This window comes from Kineosporia babensis, assembly GCF_021129305.1.
Classification (GTDB): Bacteria; Actinomycetota; Actinomycetes; order Actinomycetales; family Kineosporiaceae; genus Kineosporia; species Kineosporia babensis.
The window spans coordinates 167918-185417 of record NZ_JAJOMB010000003.1; the positions used below are offsets into that span (position 1 = coordinate 167918).

A 17500-nucleotide genomic window follows, 5' to 3' on the forward strand; every position below is an offset into this window, starting at 1 on the left:
CGTGGACATCAAGCAGGACGTTCGTCAGTTCCTGGTCTCCCGGCGAGCCCGCATTACCCCGAAGCAGGCCGGGATCCCGACGTACGGCAGGCGGCGGGTATCCGGGCTGCGCCGCAGCGAGGTGGCCCAGCTCACGGGCATCAGCGAGGACTACTACGTCCAGCTTGAGCGCGGCGATCTGTCCGGCGTGTCCGAAGGAGTGCTGCACGCCCTTGCCGGAGCCCTGCGGATGGACGAGGCGGAGAGGTCGCACCTGTTCGACCTCGCCCGCCAGCCGGCCGCTTTTCCCCGGCGCCCGCTGCGACCGGGGATCCAGCAGATGGTCGATGCGATCCGGACGCCCGCCTTCGTCCGGAACAGCTGCCTCGACCTGATCGCCGTGAACAACCTCGCCCGCATCCTCTACGCTCCCCTGCTCGCGAACGAAACCCCACCGAAACCGGCGAATTTTGCCCGGTTCTGCTTCTTGGACCCGCAGGCCCAGGACTTCTATCCGGACTGGGAAACCGCCGCCGACGCGACCGTGGCCCTGATGCGGACCGAGGCCGGGCGCGATCCGCACGGCACTCACGGTCTGGTTCAGGAGATCGCGGACCAGAGCGAGCCGTTCCGGCGGCGCTGGGCCCAGCACGAGGTGGTGCTGCACCACACCGGGGTCAAGGATCTCCAGCATCCGGCCGTCGGGCAGTTCCGTCTGGCGTTCGAGGCCCTGCCACTTCCCGCCGATCCCGGGCTGACCCTGGCGATCTACACGAGCACCCCGGAATCCCGCTCGGCACAAGCGCTCGAGGCCCTTCTCACGCTGACCGCCTGAGGCCTGGTCAGCCCTCGATGATCGCCATCAGGGCCGTGACGTACGGGGTGTGGTCGAGGTCGCCGCGGATCACTACCTGCTGGCTGTAACTGGCACACAGGGCGACGAACGCTTCGGCAATCTCCTCGGCGGCCTCGGATCGCTGCGGCGGCACCAGGCCGGCGACCGCACTGCGCAACTCGGCCAACTGCCGCTGGACCACGACCGCCAGTGCCGGCGACACGGCGGCCTCGGCGTAGATCTGGATCACCAGACGGCCGTGATCGGTGTCGCGCGACTGGGTGCGCACGTGCTCGAGGAACTTGGCCACCGACCCGGGCGTGAGAGCCGCGGGCAAGGCCTGGGCACCCTGTTCGCAGACCGCCACCACGATGTCGTCCTTGCCGGTGAAGTACCGGTAGATGGCGCCGTTGGACAACCCCGACGCGGCCACGATGTCGGCCATCGAGGTACGGGCGAAGCCATGGGTGGCGAACCGGGCGCGGGCGGCATCGACGATCTGCTGACGGCGGGCGTCGAGGTGCTGCTGACTGACCTTCGGCGACATAAAAAGAGTGACCCCTCGTTTTATTTGATACGGTCCTGAGCCTACCCCAGATCCCCCCGATCCAGGAGCTTGCTCATGCGGTACCAGACCTTCGGCCGGTCGACCGGACTGCGGGTGTCCGAATTCGCTCTCGGAACGGCCAATTTCGGTGCGTCCGAGGCCGGCACCGCCCGTCAGGTCTTCGACGGGTTCGCCGCTGCCGGTGGCACCACGATCGACACGTCCAACATCTACCGCAGCGGCGAGGCCGAGACCTTGCTCGGCGACCTGCTGACCGGGCAGCGCGACGACTTCGTCCTCATCACCAAGTACACCGGCACCCGGGAGGCGGCGCCGCGCCCGGCCACCACCGGTAACAGCCGCAAGGTGATGATCCGGTCCCTGGAGGAGAGCCTGCGCCGGCTGAAGACCGACTACGTGGACGTCTTCATGCCGCACTTTCCCGACGGGATCACCCCGATCGAGGAGATCCTGGCCGGTTTCGACAGCCTCGTGCGCTCCGGGAAGATCCGGTACGGCGGGCTGTCCAACTTTCCGGCCTGGCGAGTTGCGGGCGCTGCCCTCCGCGCCGACCTCCGTGGCCTGGCCCCACTGGTCGGCATCCAGACCGAGTACAGCCTGGCCGAACGCTCCGGAGACCGGGAAGTGCTGCCGATGGCTGAGGCTCACGGATTGGGCGTGGTGACCTACTCGCCGCTGGCCGGTGGACTGCTGACCGGCAAGTACCGCCGCGGTGAGCAGGGCCGGCTGAGTGCCCGGGGTGATGCCCTCGAAGGCACGACCCAACGCACCGCGATCGTCGACACCGTCCTGGCCGTCGCCGGCGAACTCGGTGTCAGCGCTACCCAGGTCTCCCTGGCCTGGCTGCGTCGACGCGCCGCGCTCTCCCCCACCGCGATCGTCCCGATCGTCGGCCCGCGCACCCTCGCCCACCTGGACGAGTACCTGGCCTCACTGCACCTCGACCTCAGCGCCGAGCACGACCAGCGGTTGAACGAGGCCAGCGCAGTCCGCCTGGGCGCCCCGCACGAGGACGTGCTGGGCGCCCTGCAACACGGCGCCGACGGCGACCGTTCTCTGGTCCGCACGCCCGTCGTCCCGGTCTTTTAGTGCGGGCCGAGACCGGCCCGGAAGGTGAAGGTGACCAGCTGGGCCCGGTCTCGCGCTCCGACCTTGGTCATCGCCCGCACCACATGCGTTTTGACGGTGAAGGGCGAGACGAACATCTGGGCGGCGATGTCCTCGTTGCTCAGGCCCTGGGCCACCAGAACGACCATCTCGCGCTCGCGGGGCGTCAGGACGTCGAATCGGCGCAGCAACTCCTGATCGACGAGTGGGGGCGGGTTGTCGGCCATGTGCCCGATCAACGCGGCCGCGGCATTGGCGGAAAGCGCGCCGCCGCCGTCGGAAACCTCGGCGATGCCGGCGACGAGTTCGGCCGGGCTGACCGTCTTGCTCAGGAAGCCGTTCGCCCCGGCGCGCAGCGCGGCCAGCACGACGGCGTCCTGGTCGAAGGTGGTCAGCACGATGATCCGGACCTTCTCGGCCGGGTGCTCGGCCCGGATCCGGCGGGTCGCCTCCACCCCGTCGATCCCCGGCATCCGGATATCCATCAGGACCAGGTCGACGGGGTTCTCGCGCAGGAACGGGACGACCTGCAAACCGTCGGACAGATCAGCCACCACGTTCAGGGACTCATCGAGCCGGAGCATGGCCCGGATCCCGGCCCGGATGTCGTCCTGGTCGTCGACGATCAGGATCCGGGTCACTTCAAAGCCTCGGCGAGAACACCGAATTCGGCCTCCACCCGGAACCAGCCATCGTCCCTGGTGATGCTCAGTCGGCCATGGGCGGACTCGACCCGCTCGCGCATGCCCACCAGTCCCCAGCCTCCTTCGGCAGTATCGGACCGGCCCGCCCGGTTGGCCACCGTCACACGCAACCGCCCGTCCCGCTCGCGCACCGAGACCTTGGCCGCGCCCTCACCGTGCCGGTAGGCGTTCGTCAGGGCCTCCTGAACCACCCGGAAGACCGTCACCCCGACGCTGGGCTCGACCTGATCGTCCGGAACCGAGACGTCGTAATCAACTCTCAGGCCAAGGCTTTGGTAGGATACGATCAGACCGTCCAGCCCTTGCAGCGACGGTGTGGGCCGAAGCGCCTCCGGATCGTCCTCCTGGCGCAGAAGCGTCAGGATCCGCTGGGTCTCGGCGATCACCGTGCGGGCATTGGAACGAGCCTGGACCAGGGCCTGCCGAGGGCCCGCGGCGTCGGGCGCCAGGCCGATCTCGGCGATCCCGAGATTCATGCTCAGCATGGCCACCTGGTGACCGACCACGTCGTGCAGGTCGCGAGCGATCCGCAACCGCTCCTCGATCACCCGCCGGCTGCCCTCCAGTTCCCGGGCTGCCAGGGCCCGGGCCGTCCGTTCCTGAAGCATCCACCACTGCTCGCGATGAGCGCGCAGAGCAGCTCCGACGGCACCGCCGGCGATCGCCGAGAAGAGCGCGGCGGATCCCACCACCGGGCCTCCCCGAAATCCCCCTACCGTCATGAAAGCCCCCAAGAAGAACGCCGCCACCAGCGCCGTGGCCGGCAGCACCGGCAAACCTCGGAAGGTGACGGAGATCAGGACGAAAACCGCCATCATCCATACCGAAAGTGGATCGTTGCCTACCGCGGTGACCGCAAAAGACGCCGCACTGACAAGGGCCAGCCCGGCCCACGGGCGCCGCCCGGAAAGCGCCACCCCGATCCCGGCGACCAGCACCGACAAGGCCACCTGCCCGTCCCAGTCCCGAATCGCCGTGGCCACGAGCTGGCCGGTGAAGGAGAGCCCGGCGGCCGTGTAGGCCAGACGATGCACCAGCTCAGGCCGGCGGATCCACAGCGGTACCGCGACCACATCGTCCTCTCGTTCCATGGCGCAATTGTCTGCCACAGGTTCCCGCCCCAGGTACTTCGTTCGAAGTACGCGGCCCGGCCCGGCCGATCGCAGACTGCTGAGCACGTCCTGCCCCCGATGAGAGGAATCACCGATGCCCCTTACCGCCGAAGCACCCTCCTTGACCACCACGTCGCAGGCCACCAGCCGGCTCTATCTGATCCGGGCCGGCCTGGCCCTGCTGTGGGCCGGTTCGCTGGGCGCCGCCCTGTCCTCGGCGGGCACCCTCACCGCCGAGTCGACATTGCCGGTCCTCGCAAGCGTCCTTTTGTTCCTCTACCCCGTTCTGGACGTCGTGTCCTCGCTTGTAGACGTCCGTGCCCAACGAAGCGTAGGTAACACCGCAAACGTGCGGGCGCAGTTGGTCAATGCGGCGATCAGCGGCCTCACGGCGCTCGCGGTGGTCCTGGCGATCGGGCAAGGACCGGCCTCGGTCCTGCGGGTCTTCGGTACCTGGGCCGTGCTGACCGGTGTCATCCAGCTGGCGCTGGCGGTCAACCGGCGGCGGCAGGGGCTGCGCGGGCAATGGGCCATGATTCTCAGTGGTGGTCTGTCCGCGGTCATCGGCCTGACCTTCTTCATGGCCGCCACCGAGACCGAGATCAAGCTGGGCGGGGTGGCCGGCTACGCCGTCGGTGGGGCCATCCTCTACCTGGTCTCCGCGTTCCGCCTGCACCGCGCGGCGCGCTCGGCAGCCGGGTAGGGCATTTACCGCGAGACCGGCCGGTGCTCGCCCTTGATCACGAAGTAGGAGCCCCGGACGGTGCCGGCCAGCTTCGACTTCTGCCGGGCGAACTTGAAGGTGGACGCGAGCTCGCCGGGGATCTCCATGCCGTCGGAGAGCTTGAAGCCCACCGCCCGCTTCCCGCCCTCGTCCAGCTCGTACATCACGTTGATCGAGAGGCCGGATTCGTAGAAGACGTAGGCGAACTGGATCCCCGCGGCGATGAACGCGGTGGTCTGGAGCGGGCGCGAGGCGATGACCAGGCTCCGCTCGCTCTGGAGGATGTCGTGCACCCAGGTGACGATCTCGGGGGACTCGTCCGCGGCGTCCACCGAGAACTCGATCTCGTACTTGTTGGAGATGTAGCGGGCCTCGTTGGCCCGCAGCCCGGCGAGAGCGTCCGCAACCGGAGACGATTCGAGCCCGGAGGCCGAAACGGTCTTGAAGTCAACCACCTGTGGCACGGTTACCTCCGGTCGTCCTTCCGGCTCTCTGTGTTCTGCCGATCTTGACACAGCCAGGGCGGGCGCCGATGCCATCCAGAATGCGCGTCGCGGAAAGACAGAGGCCTTTGGCCTCAGCCGTCCCGGCGGTCACCTGGTTAGCCTGATCCGGCCCGCCGATCGCCCAGGAAAGGCTGTCATGAGTACCTTCGAGGTCCGCCAGATCGTTCTGTCCACCGACAATCTGGACGAATCCATCGCGTTCTACACCGAGACCCTGGGCTACCAGCTCAAATTCCGCGATGGTGCGCACTACGCCGCGCTCGACGGCGGCTCGGTCACCATCGCCCTGGCAACCGCGGTGGACCACCCCCTGCCCGGCAAGACGGTGGTCGGGATCAAGACGCCCGACGTGGACGCGGCCGCCCAGGCCATCGAGGCGAGCGGCGGCGCGATCGTGAAGGGCCCGTACAACGACGCGCACGAACGACGGGCCGTGGTCTACGACAACAAGGGCAACGGCCTGGTGTTCTACAGTCCCCTGCCCCGCTGATCAGTTCAGTTTCCAGTGGCCGCGATCCTGCCGAACGCCGTACCTCACTGAGCCGGTTCCTGGCTCGGTGAGGTACGGCGTCCCCCCGCGCAGCGGAGGCGTCACTTCACCTCGGAGCGCATGAGCGTGCCCAGCCCGATCGCGAGCGGCAGCACCAGCCAGACGGCGCTGGTCACGCCCAGGTTGGCCCATTGCTCGCCGGTCATGCTCCCCCCGAACAGCGAGCCCTGGGCGTAGTTGAAGTCCAGCCACTCCCGCCGGTCGGCGTACCAGGAGGCGTTGGCGGCCAGCAGTTCCGACAGCCCGGGCAGGACCAGGGAGAAGACGAAGTAGCCGACGATCGCCCCGGCGGAGTTGCGGATCAGCACCCCGAGCATGAACCCGACCAGCATGCCGAGGGTGTTGCCGAGCACGATGAGCAGCAGTTCGGTGGCCGTGCTGTCCCAGGTCGTGTCCACTCCGGCGATCGCGGAGCCGGCGATGTTGCCGAGCACCCCGATCAGCATCGCCAGGACCATCGAGAACACCGCCACGGTCAGGACCGCGATCGCCTTGGCCGTGATCACCCGGCCGCGGTGCGGCACGAGGGTGAACGTGGTCAGGCCGCTGCGCTGGCTGTATTCGCTGGTCACGGCCAGGATCGCGATGACCGGCAGGATGACGCTCATCGGGAAGCCGACCGCGCCGGCGAACGACGTGTAGGTGATGTCGGAGTCCGGGGCGAAGACGATGACCGCGACGGTGGCCAGGGTGGCGGTGATCGCGATGCTGGCCATCAGCCAGAAGCCGGATCGGGTGTCGAACATCTTGCGCAGTTCGACCCCGACCACCCGGCTCAGCGGGATGGCCCGGATCGGCCCGGCCGCCTCCAGGGCGACCCGCCTGGTGGGGACGGACGTCTCTCGTGTCGTGACGGCGGTGGTGCTCATGCCACGGCTCCTTCACGCTGAGTGTCGGCGGTCAGTTCCAGGAACATGTCTTCCAGGCCCGCCCCGTCGGCGGTGCGCAGTTCGGAGAGGGCGACGCCGACGGCCAGGGCGAGCTTGCCTACCAGTTCGGGATCCGCGGAGGTGCGCAGACCTCCCTCGGGCACCGGGTTGGCGTCAAATCCGTTGCTGCGCAAGGCTGCTTCCAGATCGGCCAGCCCGGAGGACGCCCGGACGGTCGTCCCGGCCTGCTGCAGCAGCGAGGCTTTCGTTCCCGAGGCGACGATCCGGCCGCGGCCGATCACCACGAGATCATCGGCGATGACCTCGATCTCGTGCAGGAGGTGGGAGGACAGCAGCACGGTGCCGCCGTCGTTCGCGTACCCGCGCAGCAGGTCCCGCATCCAGCGGATACCGGCCGGGTCCAGGCCGTTGGCCGGCTCGTCCAGGATCAGCACCTGGGGGTCGCCGATCAGCGCGGTGGCGATGCCGAGCCGCTGGCGCATCCCGAGGGAGTAGTTGCGCACCCGGCGGTCGGCCTCGCTGCTGGTCAGGCTGACCTGCTCGAGCATGGCCGCGACCCGGGAGCTGGGCAGCCCCATGGTCCGCTGCGCGATGGTCAGGATCTCCCGGCCGGTGCGCCCGGCGTGCTGGGCCGAGGCGTCCAGGAGGACGCCGACCTCGCGGCCCGGGTTGGGCAGGTCGGCGTAGCTGCGGCCCAGGATCGTGGTGCGGCCTTCCGTGGCCTTGGTCAGGCCTACCAGAATGCGCATGGTGGTGGACTTTCCGGCCCCGTTGGGACCGAGGAAGCCGGTGACGCGGCCCGGTTCGGCCGTGAACGAGACGTTGTCGACGGCGTTCAGCCCGCCGTACTTCCGCGTGAGTGACTCAATCGCGATCATGCCGTTCAGAGTGACGGCACGCCCTGCCCCGTCACATCGGGGAACCGGCCGAGCCGTTCCCTGGAAGCACTCAGGGACTTCCCTGGCTCCCGGGCCAGGGATGGAGCATGGTTGGACAGGTGAGGGGACCCGGACCGGGCAAGGGACTGATCGAGGGCGCGGTGAGTCTGTGCGCCTGCTTCGACATCGTCAGCTGGAGCAGGCGGGTCACCGCCGCCGATCGCGAGGCGCTTCAGCACGACCTGAACCTGGCTCTGCGGCTCGCCGCCGTCAGCGCGGTCCCGGCCGCGGGTCCGCTCCCGACCGAGTACAGCGGGGACGGCGCGCTCATGGTGTTCCCACCGGGCATCGTCGAGGGCGCCGTCATCGGCACCCTGGTCGGATCCCTGGTCGAGTCGTTGCACCGGCGTAACCAGCAGGCACCGAGCGGTGGCCGGATGCGGGTGCGGGCCGGCCTGGCCCGCGGCATCGTCCGGACCGGGGACCTCGGCTGGTCCAGCGACGCCGTCGTCCAGGTCGCCCGCCTGGTCGACAGCGACGAGGTGCGGCAGGCGGTGAACCGTTATCCGGAAGCCGATCTCGCGCTGATCGTGGCCGGCTCGCTGTACCAGGACGTGTTCCGGCAAGGCCTGACCGGACTGGATCAGGACGCGTTCTGGCCGGCCTACGCCCGGCGCAAGACCTTCGAGAGCCAGGCCTTCCTCTACGTCTCCGACCGCAGCACCACCCTGGAGAGCGAGGACACGCCCGAACCGCCCTCGGCGGACGGTTTCCAGGTGGCCGCGCCGCTGCCGGTGTTCGTCCCCGGCTGGACCGCCGGCACCGGCGCCGCAGCGCCTGACGAGACAATCACCGAGGAACAGGTCCGGGCCACTCTCCGGCTCTGGCGAGACGGCCGGGACGCGCCACTGACCCCGGAGATCATCCGGGTCGGGTTCTCCGAGATCGACGCGATGGTCACCGAGGCCGGCCGGCTGATCTCCGAGCGCCGGTACCGCAGCGCCCTGGAACATCTCGACCTGTCCATGTCGGTGGTGCCGCACGTCACCGGCCTCGCGGTCTCGGCCGCCCGGCTGCTGCTGGCCACCGGCCGGTTCAACGCCCTGTGCCGGGAACTGCTCGACGACCTGCTCGGCCAGGACAGTCACGACGCCCGCACCCTGGTCGAACCGCTGATGCTGAGGGCCGAGGCCTGGTTCGCCGACCGGAACTACGCCGGCGCCGCCAACGATCTGGAGCAGGCCCTTTCGGTGATCCCGGCCCAGGACGGGACCTGGGCCCTGGCCATGCTCCGGCTCGGTGACTGCCGGGAGATCCTGGGCGGCCTGGACGCAGCCGAGGCGGTGTGGCGGGAGGTGGTCAAGGTCCGGCCGCTCAACCCGGACGTCGGCCTGCGGCTGGGCTATCTGGAGCTGAAGCGCCGACGAGAACTCGATGCCAAGGTGCATCTGGCCCGGGCCCTGACCGTCCTGCGGCGCAGCCCCGCCAGCGCGATGGCGACGGACACCCGGGTCCTGGAACACGCCCTGCTGATGGGCCTTTACACCGCCCGACGGGACTTCGGCGCGATCAGCGAGGCCCGGGCCTACCTGCAGCAGGCGCACGAGGTGGATCCCGGCAACTGTTTCACCCTGGTCGAGATGGCGATCGACCAGGACCGCCAGGGCGCCACCGGGATGGCTCGCTGGCACGCCGGCCGGGCGATGTATCGCGCCTTCGAGGATCCGAACGGCAATCTGGCGCTGGATCGGCTGCGCGATCACAACCTGCTCGACCAGCGCAAGTACGGCATCGCCATGAACGACTGGCGCCGGACCCAGGGGCAGGCCCTGACCTGAGGCGAGGCGTATCGCCAATACGATTATTTCGTAGCTTCGATATGGACAAGGCGTCCCGCAGGTGCTTATATGGACGCGGCATACATTTCAGCTGGTCCAGGAGGATCTCATGAGCACGCAGCAGACCCGCGTCGCACTCGTCACCGGCGGCTCCGGCGGGATCGGGCGGTCGGTGGTACGCCGGCTGGCCCAGGACGGGTACGCCGTGGCCGTGCACTACGCCGGCAACCCCGAGCGCGCGCAGGAGGTGGTCGAGGAGATCACCAAGGAGAGCGGCCAGGCGATCGCCGTCGGCGGTGACGTGGCCGACGAACAGGCGATGGCCGCCGCGTTCGAGGCCACCCAGGCGGCCTTCGGGGGCATCGACGTGGTGGTGAACACGGCCGGGATCATGGTCCTCGCCCCGATCGCCACGCTGTCGCTGGACGACCTCGACCGGATGCACCGCACCAACATCCGCGGCACCTTCGTGGTCTCGCAGCTCGCCGCCCAGCAACTGCGGGCGGGTGGCGCGATCATCAACTTCTCCACCACCGTCACCCGGACGCAGCTGCCGACCTACGGCGCCTACGTCGCCAGCAAGGCCGCGGTCGAGGGGATGACCCTGATCCTGGCCCGGGAACTGCGCGGGAAGGACATCACGGTCAACGCCGTCGCTCCCGGCCCCACCGCCACCCCGCTGTTCCTGAACGGCAAGGACGAGTCCTTGGTCGCCACGCTGGCCAAGGCCGCGCCGCTGGAGCGCCTCGGGCAGCCCGAGGACATCGCCGAGACCGTCGCGTTCCTGGCCGGCCCGGCCCGCTGGGTCAACGGCCAGGTCCTGTTCAGCAACGGGGGCCTGGCATGACCGACCTCACCGGCAAGGTCGCGGTCGTCACCGGTTCCGCGCGCGGCATCGGCAAGGCCGTCGCCCTGCGGTACGCCTCGCTCGGGGCCCGGGTGGTGGTCAACTACTTCGGCGACGACCAGGTCGCGGGCAGCACCGTCGCCGAGTGCCGGGCGGCCGGCGGCGAGGCGATCGCGGTCAAGGCGGACGTGTCGAAGGTCGAGGACATCGAGCGCCTGTACCGCAGCACCCGGGAGCAGTTCGGCCGGATCGACATCGTGGTGGCCAACGCCGGTTTCGAGATCGTCGACCAGCCGGTGCTGGAGGCCACCGAGGAGCAGTTCGACCGGATCTTCGCGGTCAACACCAAGGGTGCGTTCTTCACCCTGCAGAAGGGCGCGAAGTACGTGGCCGACGGCGGCCGGCTGATCCTGATCGGTTCCAGCAGCACCGCCTCCCCGGTACCCGGAACCGGTCTGTACTCCTCCAGCAAGATGGCTGCGCGCCAGCTCGTGCGGGTGCTGGCGGCCGAGATGATCGAGCGGTCGGTCACCGTGAACACCATCCTTCCGGCGCCGACCGACGGCGCCGGGGTGTTCACCGACCTGGCTCAGGACGCTCCGGAGCACGAGTTCTTCGCGCGCATCCGGTTCGGCCAGCGGCTGGGACGCCCGGACGACGTGGCCGACGCCGCGGAGTATTTCGCGGGAGACCTGGCCTCCTACGTCAGTGGTCAGTCGCTGCTGCTGTCCGGCGGGGCGATCGTCTGAACCGGCACCCCGACCCGGTCTCGCGGGACGTCCCGCGAGGCCGGCGGCTGCCGTAGGCCGGATCAGGCGAGCAGTTGCTCGCTGACGTCCCAAAGACGCTCGGCATCAACCGGGTCGAGCATGGCCGAGTTGGCGTCCGAGGGAATGCTGCTCGCGGTGAGCGGGCGGACGGTGTCGTCGAGCACCGCGACGTCACAGTCCTTGAGGTAGAGGCCGCCCAGACCGTCGAGCACGGGACTCACCGCGCCGAACACCGGTGTGGCCGCCCCCTGGACCGAGGTCTTCTTTCCGGCTTCGGGGTCGATGATCGTGGCCCCGTTATCGTCGACCAGGCCCTGGTCCCGGTACGAGGCGAGCGCGTCGGGCCGGTGCGGGCCAGGGCCGATGACGACGCCGGGGTGCGCTGCGAAGGCACGGATGCCGTGGCCGGCGTAGCGGCGGTCGAGTTCGACGGTGAACAGGACGTTGGCCCGCTTCGACTGCATGTAGGCCGCGCCGGGGTCGTAGCCGCCGGCGAAAGCGAGGTCGTCCCAGCGGATGTCCCCGAACCGGGCGGCTCCTGAAGTCACGGTGAGGACCCGGGCACCGGAGGCTTCGACCAACGCCGGAATCAGGGCCCGAGTCAGCTGGAAATGGCCGAGATGTGAGGTGGAGAAGGAGAGTTCGTTCCCCCGGGAGTCGAGGCGCAGTTCGGGGCCGAACATCACCGCCGCGTTGTTGACGAGCGCGTGCAGCGGGCGGCCCGTCGCCCTCCACCGGTGCGCGAAGTCGTCGATCGACGTGGGATCGGCCAGGTCGAGCTGTTCTACCTGAACGTGGTCCAGGCCGGACAGGCTCGCCCGAGCCCGTCGCGGGTCTCGCGCGGCGACCGTCACCGAGGCGCCGGCTGCGATGAGAACGCGGCTGATCTCGCGGCCGAGCCGACCGTGCCCGCCGGTGACGATGACGTTCTGGCCGGTGAGATCGAGACCTTCGAGGACGTCGGTGGCGGTGGAGGCCGCGGTGAATCCACTGCCGATGGGGTGCTGGTCCTTGGACACGTTGGTGCGCCTTTCTCTTGCGATCAGGAGCCGGACAGGCCCTACTTGGATTCGATCCGGCCGACGGGTTCGGCGGGCGTCGCGGTGACTTCGGACCAGGCCTGCGCGTCGAGACCGAGGGCCGTGCGCAGGAAGGCCGTCGTGGTCCGGCGGACCAGGTCGACCCGTTCGGGGCTCTCGTCGGTGGTGAGGGTCGAGGCGTAGTCCTGGATGCCGCCCAGGGTGTGCTCCCCACCGATCAAGGTCACCAGGTGCTGCGCACCCGGGCTGTAGTGGTAGACGTCGGTGAACCAGTCCGGGCCGCGGGAGGAGAGCAACGACTGGTCGTGGTCGCCGGCCACGACGATCGAGGGCGTGGTGAGGTCGGTGAAGTCCGGGCTCATGAAGGCGAAGTTCTCCTGGGCGAAGGGGGACAGATCACCCCGGGCGAGGCCGGTGGTGGCCAGCAGGACACCTGCTTTCACCCGCTTGTCGGTTCGGTCCTCGCCGGGCCGCCCTTGAGCATCCAGGACCCGGGCGCCGAGCAGCATGCCGATGGACTGCCCGCCCCACGAGTGCCCGGCCGCGGCGAGCCGCTGCGGGTCGACGCGGCCGCTGAGGCCCGGCACCGCGGCGATGATGGTGTCCAGTTCGTTGATGACCTGCTCCAGGTCGTCCACCCGGGTCTTCCAGATCGTCGGGTAGCGGGGGTCGGCCGGCGTCACCCCGAGCGTGGCGGAGTCGAGGAACGTGGGCTGCACGACGACGAACCCGTTCGCCGTCCAGTGGTCCACCAGCGGATCGGCCGCCGTCATGGACTGGCCGAAGCCGTGCGCGAAGACGATCACCGGCAGGCCGGTTCCGGTCACCGGCGCGGTGATCCGGACCTGCAGGTCAGCGCCCCGCGAGGCCGGGGCGGGCAGAGCCACCGGCCGCACGCTGATCACCGGGGTCGGGGGCAGAGCGGTGGTTGACATGGAAATCCTTTCGGGACCGAGGCGCCAATCGAAACGGATCAGCGTTCCGTTGACGATACGGAACGCTGATTCGTTTTGGCAAGAGCGAAGCGGAACGATGTTCCGCCAGTCGCGTCGCATGAGAGGATCGGACCGTGAGCAGCCCCGCCCAGCCCAGCCCGGACGTCCCCCGACGGCGTCGTGACGTGGAGCGCAACGAGCGGGTGCTTCTGGATGCGGCCGCCGACGTGTTCGCGAGATCGGGGGTGAACGCACCGGTGCGTGAGGTGGCGGCAGCAGCCGGCGTCGGCGTGGCCACCCTGTACCGGCACTTCCCCACGCGCTCCGACCTGGTCGTCGCCGTGTACCGGCACCAGATCGAGGCCTGCGCGCAGGCGGGCCCGCTCCTGCTCGCCTCGGCCCCCAGCCCGTTTGCCGCCACCCTGGCCTGGATCCACCAGTTCGTCGACTTCCTCGGGACCAAGCACGGGCTCGCCCACGTGTGGGAAGGCGACTCAGCCGGATTCACCGCACTGCACAGCCTCTTCGTGGAACGACTCGTTCCCGTGCTCGCCGACCTGCTCGACGCGGCCCGGGCCTCGGGGGAAGTCGTCGCCCCGACCGGCGCCTACCGGCTCATCCGCGCCGTGGGCGACCTGGTGGCCTTTGCTCCCCAGGACCCGGACTACGACGTGCGGGAAATGGTGACCCTCCTGGTCAGCGGGCTGAGGCAAGAACAACCCGAACTCGGCTGAGCGAGAGTGGAACGCTTCCTCAGCTGGGCCGGATGATCACCTTGAGCGCCGAATGCGCGGCGGCGTTGCCGAAAACCTCGTAGGCCTGGTCCATCTGGCCGAAGGTGAAGCGGTGGGTGCCCATCTTCTCGGCCGGGAGCCGGCCGCCGGCCACCATCGTGAGCAGGGTCGGCACCGAGACGGTGTCGACCAGGCCCATGGTCAGCGTGATGTTCTGGATCCACAGGTCCTGCATCGGCAGCTCCACCGGCGCACCGTGCACCCCGACGTTCGCCACCGTGCCGCCCGGACGCACCAAAGCCATTGTGGTACGCAGGGTTTCCGGATAGCCGACCGCCTCGATCGCGACGTCCACGCCCAGGCCGTCGGTCAGCGTCCGGACCTCCTCGACCGTTCCGGCCCCGGCTTCGACAACGTCCGTCGCACCGAACTCCAGGGCCTTATCCAGCCGGAACTTGTTCGAGTCGATCGCGATCACCCGTGAGGCGCCCCACAACCCGGTGGTCAGAATCGCCGAGAGCCCGACCGCTCCTGCGCCGACCACCGCCACGGTGTTCCCCGGCCGCACTCCCCCGGCCAGCACGCCGACCTCGTACCCGGTCGGCAGAGAGTCCGCCAGGAAGATCGCCTGTTCGTCGCTCACCGCTTCCGGCACCGAGTACAGCGAGGTGTCGGCGAAGGGCACCCGCACCAGTTCGGCCTGCGTCCCGTCGATCAGGTGCCCGAAGATCCAGCCGATGCCGCCCACCGTCCGGCAGTGCGAGGGCATCCCGCGCTGGCAGTGGTCACAGCGTCCGCACCGGGTGATCGCCGGCACCAGCACCCGGTCGCCGACCGCGAAGCCCTTCACCGCCGAGCCCGTCCCGACCACGGTGCCGACCGCCTCGTGACCGAGGATCCGGCCTTCGGTGACCGCGGGGACGTCCCCTTGCAGGATGTGCAGGTCGGTCCCGCAGATGGTGGTGGTCTCCACCCGGACCACCACGTCGGTGGGTTCCTGCACCACGGCGTCCGGTACGTCCTGCCAGGCCTTGCGGCCGGGACCTGCGTAGACGAGTGCCTTCATCGGACGCCTCCATTGGCTTGGAGCTGATGCAGCAGGCCAACGGTACTTTCGCGGGAAGGCCGCCACCGTCTCACTTTGAGACGACGGGCCAGGCATTAAGGTCCTGGAGTGAAATCAGCTCCACCCGCGCCGACCCGCCTCCTTGCTCTCCTGGCCGACCTGACCCCGCTGCGCCACAGCCGGGCCTACCGTCACATGTGGCTGGGCACCCTGCTCAGTTCCATCGGCTCCCAGCTCACCACGGTCGCCGTGGGCCTGCAGGTGTTCGACCTGACCGACTCCACCTTCAGCGTGGGACTGGTGGGCCTGTGCGCCCTCGGCCCGCTGATCGTCTTCGGCCTGTACGGCGGTGCCCTGGTCGACCGGTTCGATCGGCGCAAGGTCATCGTCACCAGCTCCAGCGGCCTCTTCGCGGTCGCCGTGGCCTTCACCGTCCAGGCCGTGGCCGGGCTCGAGCAGACCTGGCTGCTCTACCTCCTGGTGGCCGCGCAGAGCGGCTTCTTCGGGGTCAACTCCCCGGCCCGGATGGCGATCCTGCCCCGGCTGCTGCCACCCGAGATGCTGCCCGCCGCCAACGCTCTGTCCGGCCTGTCCAGCAGCGTCGGCATGACTCTGGGACCGCTGCTGGCCGGGTTCTGGGTCGCCTGGTTCGGCTTCGCCGGCACCTACCTCGCCGAGGCCGTGCTCCTCGGCATCGCCCTGAGCACCCTGCTCGCCCTGCCCGCCATGCCTCCGGTGGGCCAGGTCCGCCGCGCCGGCCTGGCCTCGGTGCTCGAGGGCCTGAACTACCTGCGCACCCGCCCGAACGTGCGGATGACCTTCGTCGTCGACCTGATCGCGATGATCTTCGCCATGCCGCGGGTCCTCTTCCCGGCCCTGGGCGCGGTGGTGATCGGCGGCGGCGCCGGCACCACCGGCATCCTCGGCGCCGGTATCGCCACCGGAGCCGTCCTCGCCGGGGTGTTCTCCGGCCCGGTCAGCCGGGTCCGCCGTCAGGGGCTCGCCGTCATCGTGGCGATCACGGCCTGGGGAGCCAGCATCGTGCTGTTCGGGGTCCTGGTCGGCTTCGCCGGGCACCTGCAAGGATCAGTGGACGGCTCTGGTCCGCACTGGCTCCTGTGGCCCTGCTTCGCGGCGCTGGCGCTGTCGGGCATGGCCGACTCGGTCAGCGGCATCTTCCGTAGCACCATCCTGCAGACCGCCACCCCCGACGAAATGCGCGGACGTCTCCAGGGCGTCTTCATCGTGGTCGTCGCCGGTGGCCCGCGACTGGGTGACCTGGTGGTCGGGTCGATGGCCGACCTCACCTCCGAGAGCATCGCGGCGCTCGCCGGGGGCGCTGCCTGCATCGCCCTGGTACTGCTGATGGCGGGCCTCCAACCCCGGTTCCTGCGGTACGACGCCCGGCACCCCGAGCCCTAGGTCGCCAGCCAGCGACGCCGGTACTCCAGCGGGCTCAGCCCGATGTGCCGTTGGAACAGGGCACGCAGGTTGGCCCCGCTGCCCAGACCGGAGCGCTGCGCGACAGACTCGAAACCGTGCCCGCCCTGCTCGATCAGACGGCAGGCCAGACTCACGCGCTCTACGGTCAGCCAGGCCAGCGGGGTGGTGCCGAACTCGGCCCGGAAACGACGATGCAGGTTCCCGACACTCATCCCCGCTTCGCGAGCCAGGTCCGCGACGGTGATCGACTCGTCCAAACGTTGTTGTGCCCAGGCCACCACGGGCCCCAGCGACTGGTCCGTGGCCAGCGGGATCGGCCGCTCGACGAACTGGCGCTGGCCGCCGTCGCGGTAGGCGGCGAACACCAGGCGGCGGCTGACGTGGTTGGCGACCTCCGCGCCGTAGTCGCGGCGGACGATGTGCAGACCGAGGTCCAGCGCGGCCGCGCTACCGGCTGAGGTCAGCACGTCACCGTCGTCGACGAACAGGACGTCGGGCTCCAGATTCACGGCCGGAAACCGCTCCCGGAACTCCTGCGCCAGATCCCAGTGGACCGTCGCCCTACGCCCGTCCAGCAGTCCGGCCTCGGCCAGCGTGAACGCCCCGGTGCACAGCCCAACCATTCGGGCGCCGCGCTCATGGGCCCGCCGCAGGGCTGCCAGCAGCACCGGACGAATCGGAGTTTCCGGATACGGCCGATTGGGGACGATCACGGTGTCCGCCCGCTCGATCTCCTCGAGCCGCCCTACCGCGCTGATGCTGAAGAGGGAATCGCGCATCGGGGTCCTCCCCCGGGGAGCGACCACCCACAGGTCGTACAGCTGGAAGCCGATCTCCGGGCGCAGCGGACCGCCGAAGATCTCGCAGGCGCACCCCACCTCGAACGGGTTGGACTGCTCGTCCACGACCAGAGCGACCCGGTGTGAGGATCCTTGCGACATCGGGCATTCCTATCAGAGCCGGCCGAGGACGGT

The 17500-nt window shown here is 69.4% G+C and carries 19 protein-coding genes; 9 read left to right on the top strand and 10 right to left on the bottom strand.

The features are described from left to right. The first annotated feature begins 1 nt into the window (after position 1). Positions 2–814 carry a helix-turn-helix transcriptional regulator gene (locus LR394_RS06630; RefSeq protein WP_231439548.1) on the top strand — a complete coding sequence of 271 codons (813 nt, stop codon included), beginning with the start codon at positions 2–4 and terminating at the stop codon, positions 812–814. A 7-nt stretch (positions 815–821) separates the two neighbouring features. On the opposite strand, the gene LR394_RS06635 is transcribed toward LR394_RS06630, so the two are convergent. Then, entirely contained in the window at positions 822–1361 is a 540-nt protein-coding gene (locus LR394_RS06635; RefSeq protein ID WP_231439550.1) for a TetR/AcrR family transcriptional regulator, read from the bottom strand. Positions 1362–1436: 75 nt separating this feature from the next. Here LR394_RS06635 and LR394_RS06640 point away from each other — a divergent pair, with 75 nt between their 5' ends. Further along, the gene (locus LR394_RS06640; RefSeq protein WP_231439552.1) at positions 1437–2471 is read left to right on the top strand and encodes an aldo/keto reductase; all 1035 of its coding nucleotides are present in this window, start codon (positions 1437–1439) and stop codon (positions 2469–2471) included. Here LR394_RS06640 and LR394_RS06645 read toward each other — a convergent pair. Beyond that, positions 2468–3130, bottom strand: coding sequence for a response regulator transcription factor (locus LR394_RS06645; protein WP_231439554.1), 663 nt, complete (start codon positions 3128–3130; stop codon positions 2468–2470). The two genes, LR394_RS06640 and LR394_RS06645, sit on opposite strands and share 4 nt — an antisense overlap. Beyond that, positions 3127–4284, bottom strand: coding sequence for a sensor histidine kinase (locus LR394_RS06650; protein WP_231439556.1), 1158 nt, complete (start codon positions 4282–4284; stop codon positions 3127–3129). The genes LR394_RS06645 and LR394_RS06650 overlap by 4 nt, the downstream gene beginning before the upstream one ends. 115 nt (positions 4285–4399) lie before the next feature. On the opposite strand from LR394_RS06650, the gene LR394_RS06655 reads away from it, so the two are divergent. Continuing rightward, a complete protein-coding gene (locus LR394_RS06655; RefSeq protein ID WP_231439558.1) occupies positions 4400–5008 on the top strand; it encodes a hypothetical protein in 609 nt (202 codons plus the stop codon). Between the two features lie 5 nt (positions 5009–5013). On the opposite strand, the gene LR394_RS06660 is transcribed toward LR394_RS06655, so the two are convergent. Further along, positions 5014–5493: a phage tail protein gene (locus LR394_RS06660; protein WP_407936992.1), complete on the bottom strand. Its 480-nt coding sequence runs from the start codon at positions 5491–5493 to the stop codon at positions 5014–5016. Positions 5494–5671: 178 nt separating this feature from the next. On the opposite strand from LR394_RS06660, the gene LR394_RS06665 reads away from it, so the two are divergent. Next, on the top strand, positions 5672–6025 hold the full coding sequence (locus LR394_RS06665) for a VOC family protein (protein WP_231439562.1): 354 nt from the start codon (positions 5672–5674) through the stop codon (positions 6023–6025). Positions 6026–6126: 101 nt separating this feature from the next. On the opposite strand, the gene LR394_RS06670 is transcribed toward LR394_RS06665, so the two are convergent. Together LR394_RS06670 and LR394_RS06675 are read right to left on the bottom strand one after the other, a co-directional pair. Continuing rightward, positions 6127–6954, bottom strand: a complete 828-nt coding sequence (locus LR394_RS06670; protein WP_231439564.1) for an ABC transporter permease — start codon at positions 6952–6954, stop codon at positions 6127–6129. Continuing rightward, positions 6951–7853 (bottom strand): ABC transporter ATP-binding protein, encoded by a 903-nt coding sequence (locus LR394_RS06675; RefSeq protein ID WP_231439566.1) that lies wholly within the window; start codon positions 7851–7853, stop codon positions 6951–6953. The genes LR394_RS06670 and LR394_RS06675 overlap by 4 nt, the downstream gene beginning before the upstream one ends. Positions 7854–7972: 119 nt before the next feature. On the opposite strand from LR394_RS06675, the gene LR394_RS06680 reads away from it, so the two are divergent. The 3 genes from LR394_RS06680 (at position 7973) to LR394_RS06690 (ending at position 11287) form a co-directional block, all read left to right on the top strand. Continuing rightward, entirely contained in the window at positions 7973–9691 is a 1719-nt protein-coding gene (locus LR394_RS06680; protein ID WP_231439568.1) for a tetratricopeptide repeat protein, read from the top strand. Positions 9692–9800: 109 nt separating this feature from the next. Beyond that, the gene (locus LR394_RS06685; protein ID WP_231439571.1) at positions 9801–10538 is read left to right on the top strand and encodes an SDR family oxidoreductase; all 738 of its coding nucleotides are present in this window, start codon (positions 9801–9803) and stop codon (positions 10536–10538) included. Continuing rightward, positions 10535–11287 carry an SDR family oxidoreductase gene (locus tag LR394_RS06690; RefSeq protein WP_231439573.1) on the top strand — a complete coding sequence of 251 codons (753 nt, stop codon included), beginning with the start codon at positions 10535–10537 and terminating at the stop codon, positions 11285–11287. The genes LR394_RS06685 and LR394_RS06690 overlap by 4 nt, the downstream gene beginning before the upstream one ends. A gap of 62 nt (positions 11288–11349) precedes the next feature. Here the strand turns inward: LR394_RS06690 and LR394_RS06695 are convergent, their stop codons facing one another. After that, positions 11350–12327 (bottom strand): SDR family NAD(P)-dependent oxidoreductase, encoded by a 978-nt coding sequence (locus LR394_RS06695; protein WP_231439576.1) that lies wholly within the window; start codon positions 12325–12327, stop codon positions 11350–11352. Between the two features lie 41 nt (positions 12328–12368). Then, on the bottom strand, positions 12369–13283 hold the full coding sequence (locus LR394_RS06700) for an alpha/beta hydrolase family protein (protein WP_231439577.1): 915 nt from the start codon (positions 13281–13283) through the stop codon (positions 12369–12371). A 134-nt stretch (positions 13284–13417) separates the two neighbouring features. Between LR394_RS06700 and LR394_RS06705 the strand changes: the two genes are divergently transcribed. Next, positions 13418–14017 (top strand): TetR/AcrR family transcriptional regulator, encoded by a 600-nt coding sequence (locus tag LR394_RS06705; protein ID WP_231439579.1) that lies wholly within the window; start codon positions 13418–13420, stop codon positions 14015–14017. A gap of 19 nt (positions 14018–14036) precedes the next feature. Here LR394_RS06705 and LR394_RS06710 read toward each other — a convergent pair whose 3' ends face one another. Further along, positions 14037–15083 (bottom strand): alcohol dehydrogenase catalytic domain-containing protein, encoded by a 1047-nt coding sequence (locus LR394_RS06710; protein WP_231439582.1) that lies wholly within the window; start codon positions 15081–15083, stop codon positions 14037–14039. A gap of 108 nt (positions 15084–15191) precedes the next feature. Here LR394_RS06710 and LR394_RS06715 point away from each other — a divergent pair, with 108 nt between their 5' ends. Beyond that, the gene (locus tag LR394_RS06715) at positions 15192–16505 is read left to right on the top strand and encodes an MFS transporter (RefSeq protein WP_231439584.1); all 1314 of its coding nucleotides are present in this window, start codon (positions 15192–15194) and stop codon (positions 16503–16505) included. Here the strand turns inward: LR394_RS06715 and LR394_RS06720 are convergent. Beyond that, complete coding sequence (locus tag LR394_RS06720) at positions 16502–17467, bottom strand: GlxA family transcriptional regulator (protein ID WP_231439586.1); 966 nt, start codon at positions 17465–17467, stop codon at positions 16502–16504. The genes LR394_RS06715 and LR394_RS06720 overlap by 4 nt on opposite strands. Positions 17468–17500: the final 33 nt, after the last annotated feature.

What these genes read in the sequence shown, in the direction of transcription:
- LR394_RS06640 (WP_231439552.1), top strand. Translation starts at nt 1,437, where the DNA reads ATGCGGTACCAGACCTTCGGCCGGTCGACCGGACTGCGGGTGTCCGAA.
- LR394_RS06635 (WP_231439550.1), bottom strand. Translation starts at nt 1,361, where the DNA reads ATGTCGCCGAAGGTCAGTCAGCAGCACCTCGACGCCCGCCGTCAGCAG.
- LR394_RS06690 (WP_231439573.1), top strand. Translation starts at nt 10,535, where the DNA reads ATGACCGACCTCACCGGCAAGGTCGCGGTCGTCACCGGTTCCGCGCGC.
- LR394_RS06655 (WP_231439558.1), top strand. Translation starts at nt 4,400, where the DNA reads ATGCCCCTTACCGCCGAAGCACCCTCCTTGACCACCACGTCGCAGGCC.
- LR394_RS06650 (WP_231439556.1), bottom strand. Translation starts at nt 4,284, where the DNA reads ATGGAACGAGAGGACGATGTGGTCGCGGTACCGCTGTGGATCCGCCGG.
- LR394_RS06720 (WP_231439586.1), bottom strand. Translation starts at nt 17,467, where the DNA reads ATGTCGCAAGGATCCTCACACCGGGTCGCTCTGGTCGTGGACGAGCAG.
- LR394_RS06710 (WP_231439582.1), bottom strand. Translation starts at nt 15,083, where the DNA reads ATGAAGGCACTCGTCTACGCAGGTCCCGGCCGCAAGGCCTGGCAGGAC.
- LR394_RS06670 (WP_231439564.1), bottom strand. Translation starts at nt 6,954, where the DNA reads ATGAGCACCACCGCCGTCACGACACGAGAGACGTCCGTCCCCACCAGG.
- LR394_RS06665 (WP_231439562.1), top strand. Translation starts at nt 5,672, where the DNA reads ATGAGTACCTTCGAGGTCCGCCAGATCGTTCTGTCCACCGACAATCTG.
- LR394_RS06675 (WP_231439566.1), bottom strand. Translation starts at nt 7,853, where the DNA reads ATGATCGCGATTGAGTCACTCACGCGGAAGTACGGCGGGCTGAACGCC.
- LR394_RS06685 (WP_231439571.1), top strand. Translation starts at nt 9,801, where the DNA reads ATGAGCACGCAGCAGACCCGCGTCGCACTCGTCACCGGCGGCTCCGGC.
- LR394_RS06700 (WP_231439577.1), bottom strand. Translation starts at nt 13,283, where the DNA reads ATGTCAACCACCGCTCTGCCCCCGACCCCGGTGATCAGCGTGCGGCCG.